The organism is Neorhizobium sp. SOG26, from assembly GCF_003491345.1.
Lineage (GTDB): Bacteria > Pseudomonadota > Alphaproteobacteria > Rhizobiales > Rhizobiaceae > Neorhizobium > Neorhizobium turbinariae.
This window is the reverse complement of the sequence record NZ_CP025513.1, coordinates 769,283-791,649: the sequence shown is the minus strand read 5'-3', so window position 1 is coordinate 791,649 and position 22,367 is coordinate 769,283. Positions and strand designations below refer to the sequence as shown.

19 protein-coding genes are annotated in these 22,367 nt (G+C 61.7%); 6 read left to right on the top strand and 13 right to left on the bottom strand.

Going from position 1 to position 22,367, the window contains the following annotated elements:
* Nucleotides 1–97: 97 nt before the first annotated feature.
* Both CYG48_RS20315 and CYG48_RS20310 read right to left on the bottom strand, forming a co-directional pair.
* The gene (locus CYG48_RS20315) at nt 98–457 is read right to left on the bottom strand and encodes a DUF4189 domain-containing protein (RefSeq protein WP_118852414.1); all 360 of its coding nucleotides are present in this window, start codon (nt 455–457) and stop codon (nt 98–100) included.
* A 173-nt stretch (nt 458–630) separates the two neighbouring features.
* Nucleotides 631–2,259, bottom strand: a complete 1,629-nt coding sequence (locus tag CYG48_RS20310) for a Na+/H+ antiporter (RefSeq protein ID WP_118852411.1) — start codon at nt 2,257–2,259, stop codon at nt 631–633.
* A 284-nt stretch (nt 2,260–2,543) separates the two neighbouring features.
* On the opposite strand from CYG48_RS20310, the gene CYG48_RS20305 reads away from it, so the two are divergent.
* Nucleotides 2,544–3,644, top strand: a complete 1,101-nt coding sequence (locus CYG48_RS20305) for an NADH:flavin oxidoreductase/NADH oxidase (RefSeq protein ID WP_118852409.1) — start codon at nt 2,544–2,546, stop codon at nt 3,642–3,644.
* Nucleotides 3,645–3,684: 40 nt separating this feature from the next.
* Here the strand turns inward: CYG48_RS20305 and CYG48_RS20300 are convergent, their stop codons facing one another.
* A complete protein-coding gene (locus CYG48_RS20300; protein ID WP_118852407.1) occupies nt 3,685–5,976 on the bottom strand; it encodes an MHYT domain-containing protein in 2,292 nt (763 codons plus the stop codon).
* Between the two features lie 134 nt (nt 5,977–6,110).
* Entirely contained in the window at nt 6,111–6,413 is a 303-nt protein-coding gene (locus CYG48_RS20295) for a hypothetical protein (RefSeq protein WP_150132739.1), read from the bottom strand.
* Nucleotides 6,414–6,595: 182 nt separating this feature from the next.
* Between CYG48_RS20295 and CYG48_RS20290 the strand changes: the two genes are divergently transcribed.
* Complete coding sequence (locus tag CYG48_RS20290; RefSeq protein ID WP_118852403.1) at nt 6,596–7,048, top strand: nuclear transport factor 2 family protein; 453 nt, start codon at nt 6,596–6,598, stop codon at nt 7,046–7,048.
* A 31-nt stretch (nt 7,049–7,079) separates the two neighbouring features.
* On the opposite strand, the gene CYG48_RS20285 is transcribed toward CYG48_RS20290, so the two are convergent.
* Genes CYG48_RS20285 through CYG48_RS20275 form a run of 3 tightly spaced genes read right to left on the bottom strand, consistent with a single transcriptional unit; the run spans nt 7,080 to nt 11,391 of the window.
* The gene (locus CYG48_RS20285) at nt 7,080–8,132 is read right to left on the bottom strand and encodes an ABC transporter ATP-binding protein (protein ID WP_118852401.1); all 1,053 of its coding nucleotides are present in this window, start codon (nt 8,130–8,132) and stop codon (nt 7,080–7,082) included.
* 19 nt (nt 8,133–8,151) lie between these two features.
* Nucleotides 8,152–10,305 carry an ABC transporter permease gene (locus CYG48_RS20280; protein WP_118852399.1) on the bottom strand — a complete coding sequence of 718 codons (2,154 nt, stop codon included), beginning with the start codon at nt 10,303–10,305 and terminating at the stop codon, nt 8,152–8,154.
* Nucleotides 10,306–10,362: 57 nt separating this feature from the next.
* The gene (locus CYG48_RS20275) at nt 10,363–11,391 is read right to left on the bottom strand and encodes an ABC transporter substrate-binding protein (protein ID WP_118852397.1); all 1,029 of its coding nucleotides are present in this window, start codon (nt 11,389–11,391) and stop codon (nt 10,363–10,365) included.
* A 244-nt stretch (nt 11,392–11,635) separates the two neighbouring features.
* Between CYG48_RS20275 and CYG48_RS20270 the strand changes: the two genes are divergently transcribed.
* Genes CYG48_RS20270 through CYG48_RS20260 form a run of 3 tightly spaced genes read left to right on the top strand, consistent with a single transcriptional unit; the run spans nt 11,636 to nt 15,446 of the window.
* On the top strand, nt 11,636–12,364 hold the full coding sequence (locus CYG48_RS20270; protein WP_118852395.1) for a response regulator: 729 nt from the start codon (nt 11,636–11,638) through the stop codon (nt 12,362–12,364).
* A complete protein-coding gene (locus tag CYG48_RS20265) occupies nt 12,361–14,823 on the top strand; it encodes an ATP-binding protein (RefSeq protein WP_118852393.1) in 2,463 nt (820 codons plus the stop codon). Before CYG48_RS20270 ends, CYG48_RS20265 begins: the two co-directional genes overlap by 4 nt.
* Before the next feature lie 5 nt (nt 14,824–14,828).
* Nucleotides 14,829–15,446, top strand: a complete 618-nt coding sequence (locus tag CYG48_RS20260; RefSeq protein ID WP_199925317.1) for an HAD family hydrolase — start codon at nt 14,829–14,831, stop codon at nt 15,444–15,446.
* Between the two features lie 9 nt (nt 15,447–15,455).
* Here the strand turns inward: CYG48_RS20260 and CYG48_RS20255 are convergent, their stop codons facing one another.
* Genes CYG48_RS20255 through CYG48_RS20230 form a run of 6 tightly spaced genes read right to left on the bottom strand, consistent with a single transcriptional unit; the run spans nt 15,456 to nt 21,733 of the window.
* Complete coding sequence (locus CYG48_RS20255; RefSeq protein ID WP_118852389.1) at nt 15,456–16,748, bottom strand: TRAP transporter large permease; 1,293 nt, start codon at nt 16,746–16,748, stop codon at nt 15,456–15,458.
* Nucleotides 16,741–17,238, bottom strand: coding sequence for a TRAP transporter small permease (locus CYG48_RS20250; RefSeq protein ID WP_245450553.1), 498 nt, complete (start codon nt 17,236–17,238; stop codon nt 16,741–16,743). Before CYG48_RS20250 ends, CYG48_RS20255 begins: the two co-directional genes overlap by 8 nt.
* A 31-nt stretch (nt 17,239–17,269) precedes the next feature.
* On the bottom strand, nt 17,270–18,283 hold the full coding sequence (locus CYG48_RS20245) for a TRAP transporter substrate-binding protein (protein WP_118852385.1): 1,014 nt from the start codon (nt 18,281–18,283) through the stop codon (nt 17,270–17,272).
* Between the two features lie 45 nt (nt 18,284–18,328).
* Nucleotides 18,329–19,240 (bottom strand): SDR family NAD(P)-dependent oxidoreductase, encoded by a 912-nt coding sequence (locus CYG48_RS20240; protein WP_118852383.1) that lies wholly within the window; start codon nt 19,238–19,240, stop codon nt 18,329–18,331.
* Nucleotide 19,241: 1 nt separating this feature from the next.
* Entirely contained in the window at nt 19,242–20,063 is an 822-nt protein-coding gene (locus CYG48_RS20235) for an enoyl-CoA hydratase/isomerase family protein (RefSeq protein WP_245450552.1), read from the bottom strand.
* Nucleotides 20,060–21,733, bottom strand: a complete 1,674-nt coding sequence (locus CYG48_RS20230) for an AMP-binding protein (protein ID WP_118852381.1) — start codon at nt 21,731–21,733, stop codon at nt 20,060–20,062. The genes CYG48_RS20235 and CYG48_RS20230 overlap by 4 nt, the downstream gene beginning before the upstream one ends.
* Before the next feature lie 136 nt (nt 21,734–21,869).
* Between CYG48_RS20230 and CYG48_RS20225 the strand changes: the two genes are divergently transcribed.
* Complete coding sequence (locus CYG48_RS20225) at nt 21,870–22,358, top strand: MarR family winged helix-turn-helix transcriptional regulator (RefSeq protein WP_118852379.1); 489 nt, start codon at nt 21,870–21,872, stop codon at nt 22,356–22,358.
* Nucleotides 22,359–22,367: the final 9 nt, after the last annotated feature.

Sequence of the window (22,367 nt, the reverse complement as noted above, 5' to 3'; positions counted from 1 at the left end):
CATGCGAATGCGGATGATTGTGTGGCGCCAAGCGCCGTCGCACAAACGAGCGCCGCAAAGGCCGTAGCTTCTAACCATGTTCATGGAAGCCGGTGTCTTAGTGGCAGTCGGAAACGATGAGCTTGCAGGTCGGGCATTCCGCCAGCGCAGCCTTCTGCGCGGCAGCTTCGGTCGAGCCGATGCCGGTTGCATAATAGGCCTTGTTGCCGACATAGGCGCCGCACTGTTCGAAGGTCAGAACAACTTCGCAGGACTCGTTGCCAGCAGCCTTGCATTCCTTCATTGCGCTGGCGGAGGCTTCCTTCTTGTTGCCGCCGTAACCGACTGCATAACCGGCATCTTCAGCCGAAGTGCCCGCTTCATCGTTGACTGCGATAGCACCGGTGGCGAGAGCGGAGGTAGCACAGACACACGAAAGCAATGCTGCCGCGAAGGCCGCACGAATATCAAGTTTCATTTAAAAGTTCCCCTTGCACCACGAAATGTGGCCAAGGTCCCCTACCCGATCTTTTGCTTCGGTCAAGTCAGCTTGGGCGTTAATGTTAACCGCGACAGGGATCGCATTTGCGGTGCGCAAACCGCACCGGATAGCTTATCTGGCAGACTGACGACCGTAAGTAGAGCCGCCTTTCAGTCCGCATATCGCGTTTCAAGAAGGTCCAGTTCCCGGATGAGCTTGCGGGCTGTGCCGCTTCCAAGTTCGCGCCTGCGCAACTTGCGGAAAAGCTCCCGCCGCTCTGCGCGGATGGCAGCAAGCCACATCTCGCGTTCAATCCTTTCAGATTGACGCAGAGCATTGCCGGCTTCCCCTTCGCTGTTGCGGCTTTCGATGCGGTGCCGGTAGAGCTCCATGATCTGGGAGGCGGCGGCGACATAAAGGTCGGCATCCTTGCGCCCTTCGGCCAGCTTATGCTGCACACGCTCGATCTCGGCGATCGCCGCCTCGGCCGCGTGAATGCGGGCGATATCCTCTTCGCGATCATGCGCAGGTTCGGCCGGCATCTGCAGGTTGTTCAACAGAAGCGGCAGAGCGATGCTCGCTGCAATGAGCGAAACGATGATCACGCCTGCGGCCAGAAATATGGCGAGGTCGCGTGCCGGGAACGGTGATCCATCACCCATGGCGAAGGGCAGCGTAAGGACACCTGCGAGCGTGATCGCACCTCGCACACCGGCGAAGGACATCGCCGCCACAATCCGCCAATTCGGCGAATGGCTGCTACGACCGGCGCGGAACATCGTAAGTCGCAGCGAAACCCAGACCCAGATGAAACGAAGCGCCGCCAGAGCAGCATTGATCGCCAGGACATATACGACAAGCCACCAGGCGCTCTCATGGCCCGTCAGCTTCACCGTCTCAGCCGAGCGAGCGACAATTCCGGGAAGCTGCTCGCCGAGCAGGACAAAGATGATGCCGTTCGCGGTGATCTGGATCACGTCCCAGACGGTGTTGCGGCGAATACGGGTTGCAGCAAGCGCCGTTCCCTTGCCTTCCGCAAAGCTCATGGTCACGCCAGCCGCGACCGCGGCCAGAATGCCCGAGCAATGCAGGTGCTCGGCAGCAAGATATGAGGCGAAGGGAATGAGGAGGCTGACAAGGATCTGCGAGCCGCTTTCCTCGCCGATGCGCCGGGAGATCCAGTCCTTGATCCGCGTGACGCCCCAAGTCAGCAGGACGCCGACACTCAGTCCGCCGATTGCGACCCAGAGGAAGGTCAAGGTGGCGTCGTAGAGGGAAAAGGTTCCGGTAAGGGCCGCGGCGATCGCGAAACGCAGGCAAACGAGGCCGGAGGCATCGTTGAGCAGCGACTCGCCTTCGAGCACGTGCATCATGCGCCGCGGGATCGGTACGCGTTGGGCGATCGCGGAAACGGCGATCGGATCTGTCGGTGAGACGACGGCGGCAAGCGCGAAGCAGACCGCTAGCGGCATGGCCGGGATCATCCAGTCGATGAAGAAGCCGACGCCGACGACCGTGAACACGACAAGTCCGAGAGCGAGCTCCAGAACCGTCGCGCGATCCTTCATCAGCTCATCAGCCGGGATCCGCCAACCATCCAAAAACAGGAGCGGTGGCAGGAACAGCAGGAAGAAAATGTCAGGCTCCAGCGCGACACGCAGGTCGGCCGCCATGCCGATCATTGCGCCGAGGGTGATCTGGACAAGCGGCAGGGGTATCGGGGCTGGCAGGCTGCGCGAGATCGCGCCGCTCAGAACGACAGCGACGAGCAAGACGAGAGCGATCGTTATGGTTTCCAAAGCTGCCGAACCTGTTTCATGCGGATGTTTTTGAAGTGCCGCTTACTTTAGTGCCTGTCTTGGGCAGGGCAAATTCCAACTCATCGCTTTGGCGCGACTGGGACAGCAATGAAGCTGCCAATGTGGCACAAGCATCACGCGGTACAGCACTGTCACGCCTGTAGGCCGCGACAGGCGGCTTGTCTTCCTGGCGAAGTTTGCCAAACTTCGGAGCCTCTCAAGCGTTATCATCCGCTTTACTTGCCCCAAGGAACCCCGCTGTTCCTCCAGACGATAGGAATCACATGGCTACGCCCGCACTTTTCACGCCGCTTCGTGTGCGCAATGTCGAACTTCGCAACCGGATCGTCATTGCACCAATGTGCCAGTATTCGGCGGAAGACGGCTGCATGACCGACTGGCACCTGATCCATCTGGGTCAGCTCGCGCTGTCCGGTGCCGCCCTGCTGACGATCGAGGCAACCGGCGTGACGCCAGATGGGCGCATCACCTATGCCGATGTTGGGCTTTACGATGATGCGACGGAGAAGGCGATGGGTCGCACGCTCGAGAGTATCCGCAAATGGTCAGACATGCCGATCGCCGTCCAGCTTGCCCACGCGGGCCGGAAGGCATCGACGGAGAAGCCGTGGATGGGCGGTCGCCAGATCGCGCCCGACGCCCCGAACGGTTGGCAGACCGTCTCGGCATCGGCGATACCCTTCGATCCTGCGTACACGCCGCCGACTGCCCTCGACAAGGAAGGTCTTACACGCATCCGCGATGCCTTTGCTGCTTCTGCGGTACGTGCGGCGCGGCTTGGTCTCGACGCCGTGCAGATCCACGCAGCGCATGGTTACCTTCTCCACCAGTTCCTGTCGCCTCTGTCCAACCAGCGCACCGACGAATACGGAGGCTCGCTGGAAAATCGCGTCCGCTTCCCGCTCGAAGTGTTCGAAGCCGTGCGCGAGGCATTTCCGGACAAGGCGGTTACCATGCGTGTGTCGGCGACCGATTGGGTGGACGGCGGCCTCAGCGTCGAGGAAACCGTCCAGTTCGCGCGGATGCTAGAAAAACGAGGCTGCGACGCGATCCACGTGTCGAGCGGCGGCCTGCATATCGAGCAGAAGATCCCGGTTGGGCCAAGCTACCAGGTTCCGCTGGCGCGTGCTGTCAAGGCTGCGGTCAAGATGCCCGTTGTAGCTGTTGGCCTGATCACCGATCCGGAGCAGGCAGAGGCGATCATCTCCACCGGCGATGCGGACCTTATCGCACTCGCCCGCACCGTACTCTACGATCCGCGCTGGCCATGGCATGCCGCGGCTGAACTTGGCGCACAGGTGCAGGCAGCACCGCAATACCTGCGATGCCAGCCGTCACGCCTCAAAGGCTTGTTCGCGAACTGACCGGAGATATGGCCGGCAGCCTCGATCCGGGGCGACTGCCTCACGACGTACCTGGGCGGCCTTTCGGGAACTCGATGACCTCGGCCGTGGACGTGGAGAGCACATCAGTGACAGAGCTGATAAGGCCTGCCGCTGTGAACGGCTTCTGTAGCCGCGGATACTTGGCGATCTCCTCCGGTGCGTCCGCATAACCCGTCGCGATGATGATCGGGATGCCGGGCTTCGTAACGCGGATCGCAGCGGCAAGCTGCGCTCCCGTCATGCCGGGCATCGCATAATCAGTGACGACGCAGGCGATCTCAGGGTCTCTCTGGATGATCTCAAGCGCCTCGATCCCCGTCGCGGCCGACCGAACCCGTGCACCCGCCTCCTGCAGCGTGGCTTCCGTGTTGATGAGGATCAGCGGTTCATCGTCGACGATCAGGACCGACTTGCCCGCCAGTGCAAAAGCCGGGATTGCCGGGGTGTCCGCATCGGCATCAGCAGCCGGAGCCGACGCATCCGTCAGAGGTAGCCAGATGTCGACTCGCGTCCCCTTACCCTTTCGGCTGATAATGTCTAGCAGCCCGCCCGACTGCTCGGCAAAGCCACTGACCATGGAAAGGCCAAGGCCGGTGCCGCGGCCGACGCCCTTGGTAGTGAAGAACGGCTCCTGCGCTCGCGCAAGCGTCGCCTCGTCCATGCCCTTGCCGTTGTCGATGACGCTGAGGCAACAGAACCTCCCCTTGCTGAGCGTCGAAGGCGGTATCTTCTCGGGGTCGGAGGTAATCTGGATCACGCCCTCATCCATGGCGTCGCGGGCATTGACGGCAAGGTTCAGCAAGGCCATCTCAAGCTGGTGTGGGTCTGCCTGAACCATTGGCAGATCCGGCGGCAGGTCGACAAGGAGCGACACCCTCGGGCCGAGAGACCGTTCCATCATGTCGCGCATGCCTTCAACCAGGGAACGCAGGTCAACCGGCTGCGGGTTCAGGCTCTGGCGGCGTGCAAAGGACAACATCCGCTGCGTCAGCGCCGCTCCCCGCTTGGCCCCTTCGATCGCGTTCTCCACCATGCGCGCCGTACGCTCATCCGCCGGCACACGTTTGCGGATCATCTCCAGGCTCCCGAGAATGACCGCGAGAATGTTGTTGAAGTCGTGAGCGATACCGCCCGTCAACTGCCCGACGGCCTCCATCTTCTGGGCCTGGCGCAAGGCAGCTTCAGCGCGGCGACGCGCGGTAACATCGACCAGCCCGCCAACGCTTCTCAAGAAACGCCCATCGGCCTCCCGCTCCACGCGGGAGGTGGCCAGAACGTCGATGAAGTCTCCGTCGCGGGTCACGAGCCGGTATTCCCGCTCGCGCAACTCGCCCGCCTCCAGGAGCTGTTTCCAGTCGAGAAGTCTTTGCCGGGCCGATTCCTCGGTCATGAAATTGATCAGCGGGCGGCCAATGACATCGCGCCTCTGGTAACCGAGCATGGCGAGCCAGGCATCGCTGACGTCCTCGATGCGGCCTTCGTCGTCGAGGGAATGCAGTGGCAGCGGCGTGCGGCGATAGAGCGAGCGGAACTGTTCTTCGCTGCGCTTCAGGGCCAGTGCCTCATTGGTAGCGAGTGCCGCAAACCGCCGGTCGAACATCGCTGCGACGATCGCCGCCAGAAGGATCAGGAAGGTGATGGACGCCACGGCAAGCGCAAGCGTGCCCTGATCGACGCTCGCGAGATCGGCATCCGCTTCCATGCCTTCATGCATGCCGAAAGACGCAGCGCGCATGCCAGCAAAATGCATGCCGGAGATTGCGAGACCCATGGCAAGCGCCGAGAAACCTTTCTGGAGATAGCCGCCGCCACGGAAGGCGAGCCAAAGGGCTGCGATGGCCGCGCCCATCGCGATGAATACGGAGACCGCCACCCAGGTCATTGAATAGGAGAGGGTCGCGTGCATGCGCATCGCGGCCATGCCGACATAGTGCATGGCGAGGATGCCGCCTCCCATGAAGAGCCCGCTCAGAACAAGGGCCACTGTCCCGGCTCGGGGCCGCGAGACCACCGCGAACCCGCCGCCTGTGACGACCACAGCGATCAGCAGCGACAGGATGGTAAGCGCCGGATCATAGGCGACCGTCACCCCGGGGAAGACGTAGGCCAGCATCGCGACGAAATGCATCGACCAGATGCCGCCGCCCATGCACACCGCAGCAGCCGCGAGCCATGCCGCAGATCCGAGGCGCGTCGGGGCAGCTGCAATACGCGAGGCGATGTCGAGCGCAGTATAGGAGGCAGCGACTGCGATCAGCACCGCCAGCACGACCAGAATGATATCGTGAGCACCTACGACTGCGTTGGCCAATCTACCTTACCTTCAGCAACTGCTTCAAAGTGGAACAGGTCGATTAGGAGCAAAGTAAAGTCAACAGCGAAGACTTCAATCGCACGGCAGTACCCTGTTTTCAGACGGAATTCAGCGGTGAAATCTTCGCGACGTCAACTAAGCCAGCGGCTCCGCTTCCCGTCGCGAACTGCGACATGAACAAGAACACTCGTGGTGAGCAGGATGCTCGACACGAGTGCAGCGATCGAAAGCAGCCCACCGTTGCTGACCTCAACCTTGGCCTTCAGCCCGGCATCCTTGTTGAACAGCAACGACAGTTCAGCCCGCTGACGCTGTGCGAGAAAGCCTCGCGGCTCATCGGGAGCCGCATCTGTTTCCGCGACTTCAGTACCTGCGTCTTCCTGTGGCACCGCCGCGTGCCCGGCGTGTTTTGAGATGGATGCAATGCGGCTCAATGCTTGAACTCCGTGCGGCAAAAGCGTTTGGGGCGAGTGGTCATCATCAAGAACCTCCTGTTGATGCTCCTGTTTGCGGAAACGTGACAGGATTCGCGAGGTTCCCGCGCCGAGCGCATTGGTTTGTTGCTTGCCCGCCCTATACTTTTCGGCAGGCCGATTACCACCAGCGAGGAAAAAGCATGGCTCATTCTGCGGACAGTCGCATCGAAGCCGCGACCGAGTATTTCCGCAGGATCGACCGAGGCGATCCAACGATCCTCGACCTGTTTACCGATGATGTCGAGGTGTACTTCCCGAAGTTCGGCGTTGGCTATGGAAAGGCGGAATTCATGGAGCTTGCCAAGGGGCTCATGGGTTCGCTGAAGAGCATCCGCCATGACATCGATCGGCTGACCTTCCATGTCGCCGGCGACCATGTGATCGTCGAAGGGTTCGAGAGCGGTGTGATGGCTGACGGCACGCCGTGGCCTATTGAAGGGCGCTCCGAAGGACGTTTCGCCAACGTATTCGCTTTTGACGGCGACCTGATCAGACGGCTCTACATCTATGCTGACCCGGATTTCGCAAGCACGCACGAAGAGCGCTTCCTGTGGGGCGACAAAGTCCGGATGTCAAAAGACTGGAAGCGCTAGGCGCCCCAGTCAATTTACATCGAACGCACCGTCATGCTGCGACGAGGCGCAGGTCTTCCGGATCCCAGGTCACGTGCACGGTGTCGCCCTTGGCAAAGGGCTGCCCAGAGGGAGGAAGGATTGCGAAGATCTCTCCGGCGGCCGTCGCCAGTGTGTACTGGATGCAGTTTCCGAGGTAGGCGGCATAGGCAACCTCGGCCGGAAGCGACATCGCGGACGGCCCCTGCGACAAGCGTACCTGATGCGGGCGAAGAACCAGCTTCGCCGCCCCCTTAAGGTCTGTTGGCCGCGGCAGATTGAACGAGTGCTCGCGCAACTGGACCTTTGTCTCCGACCCATCCTGCGCCACGTCGACATCCAGAAGGTTGGCATCGCCAATGAAGTCGGCGATGAAGGCCGATGCCGGGCGCTCGTAAAGGTCGCGCGGCGTGCCCGCCTGGGCGATCTCGGCATTGTTCATGACGATGATCCGGTCGGAAACGGCCATGGCCTCTTCCTGGTCATGCGTCACATAAACCGCGGTCAGGCCCAGGCGCTGCTGGATCTGCCGGATTTCCTCGCGCACATGCCGGCGAAGTTTCGCATCCAGGTTAGAGAGCGGTTCGTCCAGCAGGAGGACTTCCGGCTCGAGCACGATGGCGCGGGCAACGGCAACGCGCTGCTGCTGGCCTCCTGATAGCTCGGACGGCAGGCGCTTACCGAAGCCCTTGAGGCCGACCATTTCGAGGGCCGCGTCGGCTCGTGCAGCCGCTTCGCCCTTCGGCACGCGCTTGACCGAAAGACCATAGGCGACGTTGTCGGCCACCGTCATGTGCGGGAAAAGCGCATACGACTGGAAGACCATCGAGACGCGACGGTAGGTTGCGGAAAGATGGGTTACGTCTTCGCCACCGATCAGGATCTTCCCTTCTGACGCACTCTCGAGGCCAGCGATCAGCCGCAGGGTCGTCGTCTTGCCGCATCCGGAGGGCCCAAGCAGCGTGCACAGCGTGCCGGATTCAATCTCGAGCGTCAGCGGCTTCAGGGCCACCACCGGGCCGTAGCGTTTGGTGACGGATTCAAAGCGAACGGAGCCTTTGGTCATTGTGTCTAGCCCTTTCATGTCAAGCCGCGACGCGGTCAGCGCGGCGCAGGCGACGTCGGCCGATGACGGCCTGAAGCATCAGGATGGCAAGCAGCATGGTCACGATCAGGACCGTGGAATAGGCGATCGCAATGCCGAACTCGTTGTTTTCGACACGCCCGACGATGAAGCTCGTCGCCATGTTGTGGCGCGCCGACACAAGGAAGATGACGGCGGAGACGGAGGTGATCGCGCGAACGAAGCTGTAGGTGACGGCGGCGAGCATGGCCGGTCCCATCAGCGGCAGGATTACGCGGCGCAGCGTCGTAAAGCTGTTGGCGCCCAGCATGATGGATGCTTCGTCGAGCGACTTGTCGAGCTGGCTCATCGCTGCGATGCCACCGCGCACGCCAACGGGCATGTTGCGGAAAATGAACACCAGGATGAGGATGATGGCGGTGCCGGTAAGCTCGATCGGCGGGAAGTTGAACGCCATGACATAGGCGACGCCGATGACGGTCCCCGGGATGGCAAACGACAACATCGTCGAAAACTCGAATGCGTCGCGTCCCACGAACCGTTGGCGCACCAGAAGGTAGGCCGTAGCCAGGCCGACGATCGCGGTTAGCGGAGCTGAAACCGCAGCGATGGTGAGCGTGGTGAAGTAGCTGTCCCAGGCCGCGCCGACAAAATGCACGCCGTTGCGGAAGACGATGCGGAACGCCTTCTCATAGTGCTCGAACGTGAAGGCGTGGTTGTAGCCCCATAGCTTGACGAAGCTGCCGAAGACGATCAGCACGTAAAGGACGAGCGTGAAGGCAGCCCACGGCAGTGCGGTGAGGTAGCAGGCCCACTTCAGCGTCGGGTTGAGGCTGGCATGCTGCCCATTGTCGGCCTTGCCGGTCACGGTCGCGTAGCTCTTCTTGCCCAGCCATGTGCGCTGCGCCACGAAGGCACCAAGTGTCATGGCAAGCAGGATCATCGACAGGATCGCAGCCTTGGCCGGATCGGCAACCGTGCCCACAATCGCGAAGTAGATCTCGGTCGACAGGACGTTAAAGTTGCCACCAAGCACAAGCGGATTGCCGAAGTCGGCGAGGCTCTCGATGAACCCGAGCAGGAACGCGTTGGCGAGACCCGGACGCATCAGCGGGAAAGATACGCGGCGGAACGTCTGCCAGCGGTTGGCATCGAGCGTCTGGCTGGCCTCTTCCATGGAGGGGCTGATGCCTTCCACAACGCCGATCAGAACCAGGAAGGCGATCGGCGTGAACGACAACATCTGCGCGAGCCACACACCCCAGAAGCCGTAGAGCCAGCGGGTCTTCTCCCAGCCAAAGGCATCGGCAAGCAGGACGTTCACCGTCCCGGTCCGGCCGAAAAGGAGGATCAGGGCCAGACCGATGACAAAGGGAGGGGTGATGATAGGCAGGACCGTGAGGACACGCAGCAGCTTCTTCAGCGGAAAAGAGGTGCGCGTGAAAATCAGCGCGAATGCCAGGCCGAGGGCGGTCGTCCCAAGACCTGCCAGCAATGCAAGGGCAAGCGAGTTGACCGCCGGTCCGCAATATCCGTGCCCGACCAGGCACTGGAGCGACCATGTAGTGGGAGCAAAGAGACGTGGCAGGAACTCGGATACACCGAAACCCGCTCCGCCGTGCAACTGGAAAGCCTGCACGAAGATGAAGGCCATCGGATAGAAAACGAACACGCCGACCAGCGCAAGGATCAAGCCGACAAGGCCTGTGACGAAGGCGTCGCCCCTGCCCTTGCCGAGGCCGGAAATGCCGGTCGTCATGACGAAGAGCAGCGACAAGGCGACAATGAACGCCCCCGCGCCCATGCCTGCCTGGGAAACATCGCCAAACAGGTCGAAGCGCGATCCCTGCCGCAGGACCATGAGACCCTGGCCAACCAGGAGCAGCAGACCAAGAGCACCAGCGGCGACCGAGGCGCGCGCATGGGCGGCTGCAGAGAGCCGCATGCCGCTGAGGATGAGGGCCGCGAGGAGCGCGATGGCGGGCGCGACCAGCCAGAACTTGCCGGTCAAACCATGAACAAGTCCGGAAGCGCCTTGATTGCCAAGGTCGCTCAACCAGCTAAGGGACCAGAAGCCCCCTGGCACAATATACCATGGCAGCAAGCAAAAGCCTGCCAAACCCACGGAGCTCCAGAGCCTGGTGGTGCGCGTCATCGCAACGATATCCTGAAAAGAGATGACTCGCGCCCTGCGGCGCGAGTCCGGAAGACCTTAGTTTTCGACTGCGCCGCCTGCGCCCTTGACATCCTTTTCCCAACGCGCCAGCAGGCGCTCGCGGGTTTCAGATGCACCGTAGGTCGCGAAGTTGTAGTCGATCAGCTTGATCGAGGCCATGGACGGAGCCTCCGGGTCGGTCTTCGCGTCCGGGTGGGACGGAATGTTGTAGACACCAACTTCCAGACCCGGCGACTGACCTTCGGCCGAGATCACGTACTCAACCCACTTCTTGGCAGCTTCGAGGTTCGGGGTGCCCTTGACGACCGAAACGGCGCCGAGCTCGTAGCCAGTGCCTTCGCAAGGTGCGACGATCTCGATCGGGAAACCTTCCTTCTTCAGCTTGACCATGTCGTGCATGAAGCCAATGCCGATTGCCGTTTCGCCACGTGCAGCAGCCTTGGTCGGCGCAGAGCCCGACTTGGTGTACTGGTTGACGTTGGCGCCGATCTCGGCGAGCAGCTTGTAGGCTTCGTCTTCGCCGAAGAGCTGCACCAGGGTCGCAAGTTCCGTGTAGGCCGTGCCCGAGGAGTTCGGGTTGGCGACCTGGATCTCGCCCTTGTATTCCGGCTTCGCCAGGTCACGCCAGCAGGCCGGCGGCGCGATCTTCTTCTCGGCCAGGAATTCCTTGTTGTAGGCAAAGCCGAGCAGGCCGACGTGCACGCCAACGGCGCGACCACCGGTCATCTCGGTCATGTTGCGTGCCCAGCCGAGCAGGCCGGAAACGTCCACGCCCGTCGCAACGGTAAGGTCTTCGTTTGCCGCAATGATGTGCGGGTCGCCCGTACCGCCCCACCAGACATCTACCTTCGGGTTGCCCTTTTCAGCGCGCAGCTGTGCCAGCACTTCGCCGGTCGACTTGCGGACCATGGCGGCGTCGATGCCGGTGTCGATCTTGAAATTCTGCGCCATCAGGTCGCACCACGCCTGCTCGTTGGAGCAAACGACGTTCAACTGTTCAGCATTTGCAGAATTGGCGGTAAAAAAAGCTGCCAGCGCCAATGCGCTAATCGCTATCGTCTTCATGATAATGTCCTCCCAAGGGAATCCACGGATCTCCAAATCCGCTCCCGGAGAACCTGCCACAGGCGCCTCAGCAGTGACTAATGGTCATTGATTAACAACACTTCAGCTACCGGGGAACTTGATGAACAATGTTACAGAGGCCGCTTCCCGGCGGTCATAAACGACACGCGATAATCCTCGTCCCGTTCTTTGTAATACGGCAATATAGAGAATGACGGCAGGGAGGTTCGCCGAAGGAGGTCATATGTCTTCTCTTGCGCCTGCGGGAAGCGCCGTGGTTGCGATCGTCGACGACGATACGGAACTGCGTCAATCCATCGCCACCCTGCTGATCGACAACGGCTTCGTGCCGGTACCGGTCGCAGACAGTGCAGGCTTTTTTGCGGCGGCAGCCAACCAGACGATCGATCTCGCCATGATCGATCTTCGCCTTCAGGGAGAAAGCGGACTGACACTGGCAATTCATATTCGCGAGCGGATGGGCCTGCCCATCGTCATGCTGACCGGCCGTGGCGACGAGACGGACAAGATCATCGGGCTGGAAACAGGTGCCGACGACTACATCATGAAGCCGTTCAACCCGCGTGAACTCGTTGCACGCCTGCGGGCGGTGTTGCGCCGCACCGGGCATGCCAGCTTGTCGCTGCCCGACCGCAGCCAGAACCAGATCCGCACCTTCGGCCGCTTCCGCCTCGATCAGAGCCGGCGCGAGCTCATCGGCCCTGACGGCAATGAAATACCGTTGACGAATGCCGAATACCGGATGCTCGAATATTTCGTGCGAAATCCAGACCGGGTGATCCCGCGCACAGACCTCCTGCGTGAACTCGGCAGCGACCTGTCGCAATACATGGACCGCACGATCGACGTGCTCATCATGCGCTTGCGGCGCAAGATCGAGCCTGTTCCAGCCAAGCCCGTCCACCTCCAGACCCGCCGTGGACACGGCTACATCTTCGTCACGACCACATGACAGCCACACGTACGTCTGTCCGCACTCGCCTGCTTCTCACGCTGATCGCCCTTTCCCTGGCGACCCTCGTCGTGGGCGGCACGAGCTGGACAGCGTTGAGCCTCGCGAATTCCAAGCTCGACCATCTGCACGACGTGACGCTGGCATCTGCGGAACGGGCGCTCGCTCTGTCGCGTCGCGCCTCCGATCTTGCGACCAAAGCGCCGTATTTGCTGACGCTGCCGAGCCCGTTCCGCATTCGCCAGCAAGCGGACGAGGCGAGCCGCACGGTCAACGAGATCCTCGGCGGCGTCTCGCCTGATGATGCCGAGATGGTCGCCAATCTTCGCAAGCTTTCGGAGAACGTCAACCGATTGGCGGACGTTGCGAGCGAACGTGCCCGCCTGACCGACCGGATCCTGCGCATCAATGCCGAGATCGCGATCCTTGAACGGCGTTATTCTGACAACGCCCGCCAAACCGACAGGTCACTTGCCGAGGCGCATCAATGGCTTGAACTGCAGCGGATGGCTGGCGCACTTATTGGCGCAGGACGTGCTGGAAATCTGGTTGCAGTTGGAGAGTATCAACGCGAGTTTCGCGTCATGATCGCCCGCCTGGGGTCTCGTGCCTCCGGCGAAGCATGGGACCTTCGTACGCGCGCCGAGGGGTCGGACGGCTTGTTTGAGCTGCGCAGGCAGGAGCTCGCGCGGCAGATCGAGGCGGAAGCTGCCCTCGATCGCATCCGGCTTGGAGCCGAAGCCACCAATCTTTATGCAGCGCAAACCGGCGCTCGTGCGCAGGCGGATATCGCTGCCGAGCGGGACCGCGCCCGCTCCTCGTTGACGCTTGCGAAAAGCATCATTCTGATTGCGGTGCTTGCGAGCGCTGTCGTCGCGATCACGGCCGGCATCTTTGTCTCGACTTACGTGGCAGCGAACCTGCGAGCCATATCGGAGGCCATGTCGCGCCTGGCGGTCGGCGACCGCTCGAGCCGCCTGCCGCGAACCACCCACCCGGGCGATGAGATCGGCAAGCTATTCCAGTCCTTCCGCGCATTCCGCGCGAACGCACTCCGGCTGGATCGCTCCAACCGGCAGCTTGCCCAGCGTAATGCGCTGTTCCAGAACCTCTATGACGGAATGAGTGACGGCCTTGCGATCCTGTCGGAAACCGGTGCCCTGGTCGCGCGTAACAGCCGATTTGCGCAAGTGTCGGGGGTCGCAACAGAAGCATTGGTTGGGCGACCTGTTATGGCTGATCTTTTAGCGGAAGCAGGTTGGACGCGCGTTGATGGTGCCGATGGCTTTGCCGAACTGCATCATCCCAGTGGACGCGTGTTGGAACTGCGCGAAAGCCGGTTGGCGACAGGCGGCTCGGTGATGTTGTTCTCGGATGCGTCGAAACGAAGAGAGCTGGAAGACAGACTTCGATCGGTCCAGCGGACGGAAGCGCTGGGCAAGATTTCCGGAGAAGTCGCACACGACTTCGGCAATATTCTTTCGACGATCTCTACCAGCCTGCACCTCATGGAAACCGCTTCCCCAGAACGGATGTCGGGCCTGCGACAGTCGATCGGTTCGGCGCTCGAAGTCGGTACATCGCTCACGCAACGACTGCTTGCCTTCGCGCGCCGGCTGAACCTCGAGCCCGAGGTCGTGGACCTTAATACCTTGCTTCAGGGCGTCGAGGATCTCATCGGGTTTGCCCTCTCCGAAGAGATTGAGTTCGAAATCAAGGTGACCGATAAGCCGTTGATGGTGAGGGTCGATCCTGGTCAGATGGAAAGCGCGCTCCTCAACCTCTGCCTGAACGCCGGGCAGGCGATCAGCGGGGCCGGTCGCGTCGAGATCCGCCTGAGCCTGAAGTCACACGAAATCGCCCAGATAGAGGTTTCGGATACCGGGCGGGGCATGTCGCCGGAAGTACTGGCACAGGCGACCGAACCGTTTTTCACGACCCGCGCTGACGGCACCGGGACCGGGCTTGGGCTTGCGATGGTATACGGCTTCATCCGCCAGTCGGGCGGTGACCTGGAAATGACTTCGACCGTCGGCAATGGCACGACGGTACGCCTGCTTCTGCCTCTCGCCTCGGCCGAACACAGGAAGTTCATCGTTCCAGGCCCGGTCCTTCTGGTGGAAGACAATCCCGTCGACGCCGCGCATGCCCGGCGCTTGCTCGAGACTCCCAAGCTCATCGAAGCCTGCTCGGTAGCTGAGGCGCTGGATATTCTTGCTTCACGCGACCCGTTCGAACTCGTCGTGACAGACTTCAACCTGCTGGGCGAAGCCGCCGGCTGGCGTATCGCTGAGACGGCGCTCACCCGCTCCGCCGAAACGAAGGTCATCGTCGTGTCCGGCAATCTTCCGGACAGCTCACCTCTCGCCGGTCGCTTTGCCGGCCGCATTTTCTGCCTCACCAAACCGCTGACATCTGCCGCCCTGGCGGCCTGCCTCAATGAAAGCCTGCCTGCATGATCGCAATGCCCAAAGCCCTCATCTTCGACTGCGACGGCACGCTCGCGCTCACAGGCGAACTGCATTTCAAGGCGTTTGCGAATGCCTTCGTTGCCCAAGGGGCAAAGCTTGAGCGTTCGTTCTACGACACACGCACCGGCCTCTCTAGGCAGGCGCTGATCGAAGAGTGGAACAGCGCTTCAGCCCGGCAGGTCGAACCTGCCCGGCTTTACCGAGAAAGCCTTGAGCAAGCGCGTGCGCTTGCCGCTGGAGGTCATGCGGCCCCCAATCCACCGGTCGCCGAACTCGCCCACGCTTGGGGAGCCCGGCCGTCCGCCGTGGCATCCAACGGCGAGGCCTCCGTCGTGAAAGCCACGCTGGAGGCCTGCCAGCTACTTCACCTGTTCGACGCAATTGTCACGGTTGACGATGTCGCCGAGGGAAAACCGGACCCGAGCATGTTCCTGCTTGCCGCCGAGCGTCTCGCCACCTCGCCTGCCGATTGCCTCGTGCTGGAAGACAGCACGCAGGGCATCGAGGCTGCGCGACGCGCCGCTATGATGTTCCTCGACGTTCGCGAAGCCGATGCGCGCGCCAGAATCGCGGCTCTTCTCGAGCAGTTGCCCGCTTCCGCCATGGCTTGAGACTGGTCGCTACATCGAGTTCGGCAAGAACATCACGATTGCCGGGAACGCCACGAAGAGGATCAGCCGCAACAGGTCCGTGATCACAAAGGGGATGATGCCTTTGAAGATCGTGACGAGGCTGACGTCCTTGTTGATGGAGTTAATGACGAAGACGTTCATGCCGATCGGCGGGGTGATCAGGCCAAGTTCCACGGTCATGACCACGATGATGCCGAACCAGATCGGATCAAAGCCAAGCTGGGTGATCACCGGGAAGACGATCGGCACCAGGAGGATCACCATCGCCATTGCATCGAGGATGCAGCCCATCAGCAGGAAGAAGCCGAGGATCAGCCACAGCGTCGGATAGGGCCCGAGATCGAGATGGACCAGAAAGGCGGCGATTTTCTGCGGCGTCTGGGTGATCACCAGGAAGTAGTTGAAGAGCATCGCGCCGATCAGGATCGTGTAGATCGCGACCGAGGTCGTCAGCGCCTCGACAAGCGACTCCATGATCCGGCGGGTATTCAGCCTGCCGCGCAGGATACCGATCAGCGCCGTCAGGAACGCACCTGCGGCTGCGGCTTCCGTCGGCGTCACCACGCCCGCATAGATTCCGCCGATGATGGCGATGAACAAGAGGGCAACGGCCCAGATGGCCCTCAGCGACTGCAGCCGCTCGCCGCCTGACACCTTGGCACCCCGCGGGAGGTGTTTCCAGTAGGCGACGTAAACGCAGGCCATGTACATCAGGACGGCGACCAGTCCGGGAATAATGCCTGCGATGAACAGTTTTCCCACATCCTGCTCGGTAATGTAGCCGTAGATCGCCAGCACCACCGATGGCGGGATGAGGATTCCGAGAGTCCCACCGCCGGCGATGACCCCGGTCGCAAGCTTGTCGGAGTATCCGAAGCGGCGCATCTCCGGCAGCGCCACGTTGCTCATGGTCGCCGCCGTTGCGACCGATGAACCCGAGATCGCGGCAAAGCCGGCACAGGCGGAAATGGTAGCGAGCGCCAGCCCGCCTCGCAACTGCCCGAGCCATGCCTGTCCCGCTCGAAACAGCTCACGCGACATGCCGGAATGGGTGGCGAAAACCCCCATCAGCACGAACATTGGGATCAGGGAGAGGTTGTAGTCGGTGATCGTACGCATCGGCGAGATCGCGAGCTGGTTCAGCGCCGGTTTCCAGCCGGCAACAACGGCAAAGCCGCCGACCCCGACGAGGCTCATGGCTACGCCGATCGGCACCCGGAACGCGAGCATGGCGAACAAGGCGACAAAGCCGCCGATGGCAATCCAGTCCAGGCTAGTCATGAATGTTCTCGCTTGGTGAGATCGGGCTTGCCTGCCGGCCGGCTGCGAGCATGCCAAAGCGCAGCAGGGCCATGGCCACCGCCATGAGTGCGCCAATCCAGATGATGCCGATGAAGGGCCACACCGGCAGCCTCAGATCGAATGTTGCCTCGTGGCTGGCATAGGCACTGGCAAGCCGCGAAAAGATCTTCCATGCAAGAAGCACCGAAAACAGTAGCAAGACGGCCTGTGCGAAGACATCAATGGCACGCCGGAGCGCTGGCCGCACAGCTTCGGCCAGCAGGTCGACGGTGATGTGCCGGCCTGAGAAGCCAAGTACGGCAAAACCCCACATCACGGTGATGCCCAGCAGCAACCGGGCGATGTCGAAGGAATCCGGGATCGGGTAAGCGAATAGATACCGCCCGATCGCCGACGCGAAGATCACGACGGTGACGATGGCGAGGCAAAGCCCCGCCATCACTTCCACGCCAAGCGTCAGTTGATTCAAGGCCCGTTCCAGCCTGTCCATGTTTTTCAGCCTATTCCGCGAGTGCCTTTTCAGCGGCGAGAGCAGACTTGAACGCCGAGAAAATGGCCTCCGAGTCTCCACCGGAGGCCTTCACTTGCTCATGCCACTTGTCCGTCAGCGGCTTGGCTGATTCCTTCCATGCGTTCATCTCTTCCGCGGTCGGCTTGTAGACCGTGTGATCCTTCTGCGAGAGCGCCTTCTCACGTCCAGATGCTTCCTGGTCAGCCCAGCCCGCAGAGATCTTTTCGGCCCATTCGCTGGTGCAATGGTCGTCGATGACTTTGCGCGCGTCGTCAGCCAGACCCTCGTAACTCGCCTTGTTCATCGCCATGACGAAGGTCGTCGTGTAGAGCGGCATGTCGATATGGTGCTTCGTCACCGCATCGATGCCGAAGAGATAGACGCTATCCCAAGGGAAGGTGATGGCGTCAGCCGCACCACGGGCGATGACCTCTCGGGCCTCCGGTGCTGGCACCTGGACGCTCGCCCCGCCGAGCAGGTTCACGTAGCTCCCCATGGTCGCCTGGGCAGGCCGGATGTTCTTGCCCTTGATGTCGCCCGGAACACGCATCGCGTCGCGCGAGTGGATCGTGCCGGGATCCTGGACGAAAGCCATGCAGACATGGACGTCCGCCATCTCCTTTTCGGCATAGGCACGATACCAGCTGTCGAACGCCTTGGACCCGCCCTTGGCATTCGTCACCATGAAGGGAAGCTCGCCTGCAGAGATGATCGGGAAACGTCCCGGCTGGTAACCCGGGTTTACGAAGGTGATGTCGGCGATACCGTCACGCGCCATGTCATAGTGGTCGGTCGCCGAGCCCAGTTGTTGCGCCGGGAAGATCGTCATCGTGACCTTGCCGCCTGAAGCATCGCTGATCGACTTGATCCAGGGCTCGAAGCCCGTCGTTTGCAGCGTGTGCTGCGGCGGCAGCCAGTGGGCGAGCCTGAGCTCAGCGGCTCCTGCTGCCTGAGCGGCGACCGCCGCCATGCCAAGTGCTATCAAAGTGAATGTAGCTTTCATCTTCCTTCTCCTCCCAATGACCGCTCTCCTATGCGGTCCTGTTGATCAAAGACCGTCCATCGTGATGCCGACACTCTCCTCCAGTCCGGCAAAATCTGACGCCCATCGTTCCGCAATCTCGTCCGCGCTCCAACCGCCCTTGCAAAGCGCCACCTGCTTTTCCTGAGGGTGAGACCAAAGCGATAACCTGTCCCCACCGATGCCGATGCATTGGCCGGTGATCGTTGCAGACCTGTCAGATGCCAGGAACACGGCAAGCGGCGCGACATCTTCGGCCGTGCCGATACCGATGCTGGCGCGCAGGTTGTCCGGCAGGGGCTCACCGCGTTCGGCGGCTTCCGCATACCCTTGAAGCGCAGGTATCGTGCTCGTCATCCGCGTCAGCGCGTTCGGGACGATCGCATTCACCGTGACACGCGCCTTTGCGAGTTCCATCGACCACGTGCGGGTCATGGCGGCAATTCCGGCCTTCGCCGCGGAATAAGCCGTCTGCCCAAAGTTGCCGCGTTGGCCTGCCAGCGACGACACGAGGATCAGCCGTCCACCGCCGCCGGCTTCACGGAAGTGGCGAGTAGCGGCGCGTGCGCAGGTGAAGGTTCCGCGCAGGTGCGTTTGTATGACGGAGTCGAAGTCCTCGTCCCCGGTGTTCCAGAGCACGCGGTCGCGAAGGTTGCTAGCGTTCGTCACCATGATGTCGAGACGACCGAAAGCCGAAAGAGCGGTCTCGACGCAGGCCTGTGCCGCCTCGCTGGAGCCGATGGCATGAACGGCAGGCGCTGCCTTTCCGCCAGCCTCGGATATGGTGGCAACGACTTCCTCCACCGCATCACCATCGAGATCATTGACGACAACCGAGGCGCCGGCGTGCGCCAGGGCGAGCGCAGTGGCGCGGCCAATACCGCGTCCCGACCCGGTCACGATTGCCGACTTGCCCGAGAGGTCGATCGATGTTGCCATGTTATCGTCCGACATAGGCAGGCTGCCTCTTTTCCATGAAGGCGCGCGGTCCCTCGCGTGCGTCACTGGTCGCCATCACGCGATCCTTGGCGGCGTCTTCCAGCGCATACCCCTCCTCCAGGGTGCGTCCGCTGGAGGCGAGTACAGTCCTCTTGATCTCGCTGACGGCAACGGGACCGTTGGCCGCGATCTTGGTCGCCAGCGCCCAAGCGCGCGGCAGCACCTCTTCAGGCGGAACAACATAATTCACCAACCCCGCCAGGCGCGCGGACTCTGCATCGAGGCTGTCGCCGACGAGCAGCATCTCCATCGCCACGCAATAAGAGACCTGCCGCGGCAGCCGGACGAGCGAGCCGGCGAATGGAATCAGGGCTCGCTTGGCTTCCGGAAGGCCAAAGGTGGCGTGGCTCGCGGCAATGCGGATGTCGGTAGCCAGCATCGTTTCCATGCCGCCGGCAAGACAGGCGCCGTTGATGGCAGCGATGATGGGCTTGTTGAGTTCGAAGTTACGCAGCGCCGACCGGCTCATGACAGTCGGATCGTCCAGCACGCGATGATCCCATTCCGTTTCAGGGCTGCGCGCACCTGTCAGAAGCGGCAGTGTGAGCGCGAGATCGCCGCCGGAACAGAATGCCTTATCGCCCGCGCCGGTCAGGATGCACACCCGCTGGTCCGGATCCTCTGCAAAAGCGGCAAAGGCATCTGACAGCCGGCACGCAATTTCGGGGCTGATGGCGTTGCGCGCCTGTGGGCGATTGAGCGTCAACAGCAGAATGCCATCACGCGTTTCGCTGAGCAGGGCCGGTTCCTGGTCCTTCATCATCCTACCAAATTCTCACTGGCAATCGCCGCGGCCATCTCCCGCAGCGCAAATTTCTGCACCTTCCCGTTTGCGGTCATCGGCAGGGTCTCGACAAAATGAATGTAGCGCGGCACCTTCTGGCGGCTCATGTTGTCCTTGCAATGCTGCCGCAGAGCTTCAGGCAACAGGGTCACTCCCGGTCGGAGCTTGACGAAAGCGAAGATCTCCTCGCCGAGATCCCGGTCGGGCACGCCAACCACATAGGCATCCGCGACATCCGGATGGCTCTGCAAAAACGTCTCGATCTCTACCGGATAGATGTTTTCGCCGCCGCGGATCAGCATGTCCTTGATCCGGCCGACGATGCGAAGATGGCCATCGGCTTCGAGAACCGCGAGATCGCCCGACGAGAGCCAGCCCTCTCCATCGATCGCCTTCTCCGTCGCGTCCGGCATGTCGAAATAGCCGGCCGTGATCTGGTAGCCGCGGATCTTCAACTCGCCGATTTCACCGCACTTCAGCGTGGCTCCGGTTTCTGGGTGGGCGATGCGTAGTTCAGTATGCGGCAAGGGTATGCCGGCGGTAGAAATCTTCTGCTCGAAGTCGTCATCCGCACTCGTCTGCGTGATAATCGGGCTCGCTTCCGTCATGCCCATGATAATCATCGGCTCGGCACCGAAGCGGTCATGGAGACGCCGCATCATCTCCGGCGGAATCGAGGTGCCTCCCGTGAAGGCGATGCGAAGGGAAGACAGGTCTGGTGCGCGATCCCCAAGGCGGTCCAGTTCTTCAAACATGCGCAGATACATCGTCGGTACGGCGTTGATGACGGTGATGCGCTCCCTTGCGCCAAGATCCACCATGTGACGCGCATCAAAGCCCGGCATCAGCACGAGGCATCCACCCGACATCAGCATTCCGAGCACGTTGCAGACGCAGCCTGCCGTGTGAAACAGGGGCATGGCGCTCAGAAGCCTGTCGTCCGTATGGAAGCCTGCCCGCTCAGACATGAGATTGGCATTGTTGACGATGCTGAGGTGCCGCAGCATCGCGCCTTTCGGGGAGCCGGTGGTGCCGCTGGTAAACTGGATCTGGGCGACATCGGACGGAGATACGGCGGCTTCCGCTCGTGCCAGCGCCTCAGGGTTGGACTGGTTGGCAAGCGACATGAACTCGTCCCACCTGATCGCACCCGCCGCGGCCACGTCACCAATTACACAGAGCTTCTCCAGGTGTGGGAGGCCTGGCCGCAGGGAGGAGAGGGCCGAGGAGACATCATACCCGCGCTGCTCGGCGTTAAAGAACAAGACGCTCGCCTTGGATATGGCAAGGATATAGCCGATTTCGTCGCGCCGCAGCGCGGTGTTGATCGTCACCAGAACGGCGCCGATCCGCGCAAGACCGTATTCCAGCAGGACCCATTCGGGAGAGTTCACGGCCATGACAGCGACATGGTCGCCGGCGCGGACACCCCAGCAGAGCAGCGCTTGAGCCACACGGTCTGCTTGCTGATCAAGCTCGCGATACGTCCAGCGGAGCTGTCGACCACTCGCCGGATCTTCGAAGACCAAGGCCGACGCCTGCGGATCTTTTTGAGCGCGCCGCCGAAGCGCCTCGCCCACCGTCAGATCGTGTAGCGGCGCACCTTCCCCTTCCGGATGCCAGTGTGCAACGCCGTCATGAACTGCCACCTTGCGTTCTCCTCCCCGAAAACGAAAGTCTTCGACACGATCGCGCAATCCGCTAGAATGGCTTTATTGGTCGGTGCCGAATTGTTCGATATCGAACTATATAGTTGATGTGATCGAAGTCAATGAGGGGTTGAGCGTGGAAGATCAGAACGGCGGTGAGTTGAAAGCCGGCTCCCAAGAACGGTCGATCGCCTACAAGCTGCGCCTTGCCCAGATCATGGCCTATCAGGCGTTCGAGGAACAGGTTAAGGGTTTTGGCGCCGCGCCTCGCTACCTCGGTCTGCTCTGTGTGATCCGCGCTAATCCCGGCCAGACCCAGACGAAGCTGGCAGAGGCAATCGCCCTGCAGCGCTCCAGCCTCGTGACGATCCTTGATCGTCTCGAAGCCGACGGGCTCCTGGAGCGTCGTAATTCGGAAACAGACCGTCGTGCAAAATCCGTCTGGCTGACGCCGGAGGGAGAGAAGGTCGTCCGCACGCTGGTGGAACAGGCGGACCAGCACGAACAGGTGCTCTGTGAGAACCTGTCCGCTGAACAGCGGAACGAGGTACTGAACGGGCTGGAGACGATCATCGCCAACCTGCGCAGAAAGATCGGTCGGTCGAGCGAGGCAGGAGAGCCCTGACTGGTGAGC

Excerpts from the sequence above, each read along its gene's own strand:
- CYG48_RS20270 (WP_118852395.1), top strand. The coding sequence starts at position 11,636 with ATGTCTTCTCTTGCGCCTGCGGGAAGCGCCGTGGTTGCGATCGTCGAC.
- CYG48_RS20245 (WP_118852385.1), bottom strand. The coding sequence starts at position 18,283 with ATGAAAGCTACATTCACTTTGATAGCACTTGGCATGGCGGCGGTCGCC.
- CYG48_RS20305 (WP_118852409.1), top strand. The coding sequence starts at position 2,544 with ATGGCTACGCCCGCACTTTTCACGCCGCTTCGTGTGCGCAATGTCGAA.
- CYG48_RS20235 (WP_245450552.1), bottom strand. The coding sequence starts at position 20,063 with ATGATGAAGGACCAGGAACCGGCCCTGCTCAGCGAAACGCGTGATGGC.
- CYG48_RS20260 (WP_199925317.1), top strand. The coding sequence starts at position 14,829 with ATGCCCAAAGCCCTCATCTTCGACTGCGACGGCACGCTCGCGCTCACA.
- CYG48_RS20255 (WP_118852389.1), bottom strand. The coding sequence starts at position 16,748 with ATGACTAGCCTGGACTGGATTGCCATCGGCGGCTTTGTCGCCTTGTTC.
- CYG48_RS20280 (WP_118852399.1), bottom strand. The coding sequence starts at position 10,305 with ATGACGCGCACCACCAGGCTCTGGAGCTCCGTGGGTTTGGCAGGCTTT.
- CYG48_RS20240 (WP_118852383.1), bottom strand. The coding sequence starts at position 19,240 with ATGGCAACATCGATCGACCTCTCGGGCAAGTCGGCAATCGTGACCGGG.
- CYG48_RS20285 (WP_118852401.1), bottom strand. The coding sequence starts at position 8,132 with ATGACCAAAGGCTCCGTTCGCTTTGAATCCGTCACCAAACGCTACGGC.
- CYG48_RS20315 (WP_118852414.1), bottom strand. The coding sequence starts at position 457 with ATGAAACTTGATATTCGTGCGGCCTTCGCGGCAGCATTGCTTTCGTGT.
- CYG48_RS20265 (WP_118852393.1), top strand. The coding sequence starts at position 12,361 with ATGACAGCCACACGTACGTCTGTCCGCACTCGCCTGCTTCTCACGCTG.
- CYG48_RS20290 (WP_118852403.1), top strand. The coding sequence starts at position 6,596 with ATGGCTCATTCTGCGGACAGTCGCATCGAAGCCGCGACCGAGTATTTC.
- CYG48_RS20275 (WP_118852397.1), bottom strand. The coding sequence starts at position 11,391 with ATGAAGACGATAGCGATTAGCGCATTGGCGCTGGCAGCTTTTTTTACC.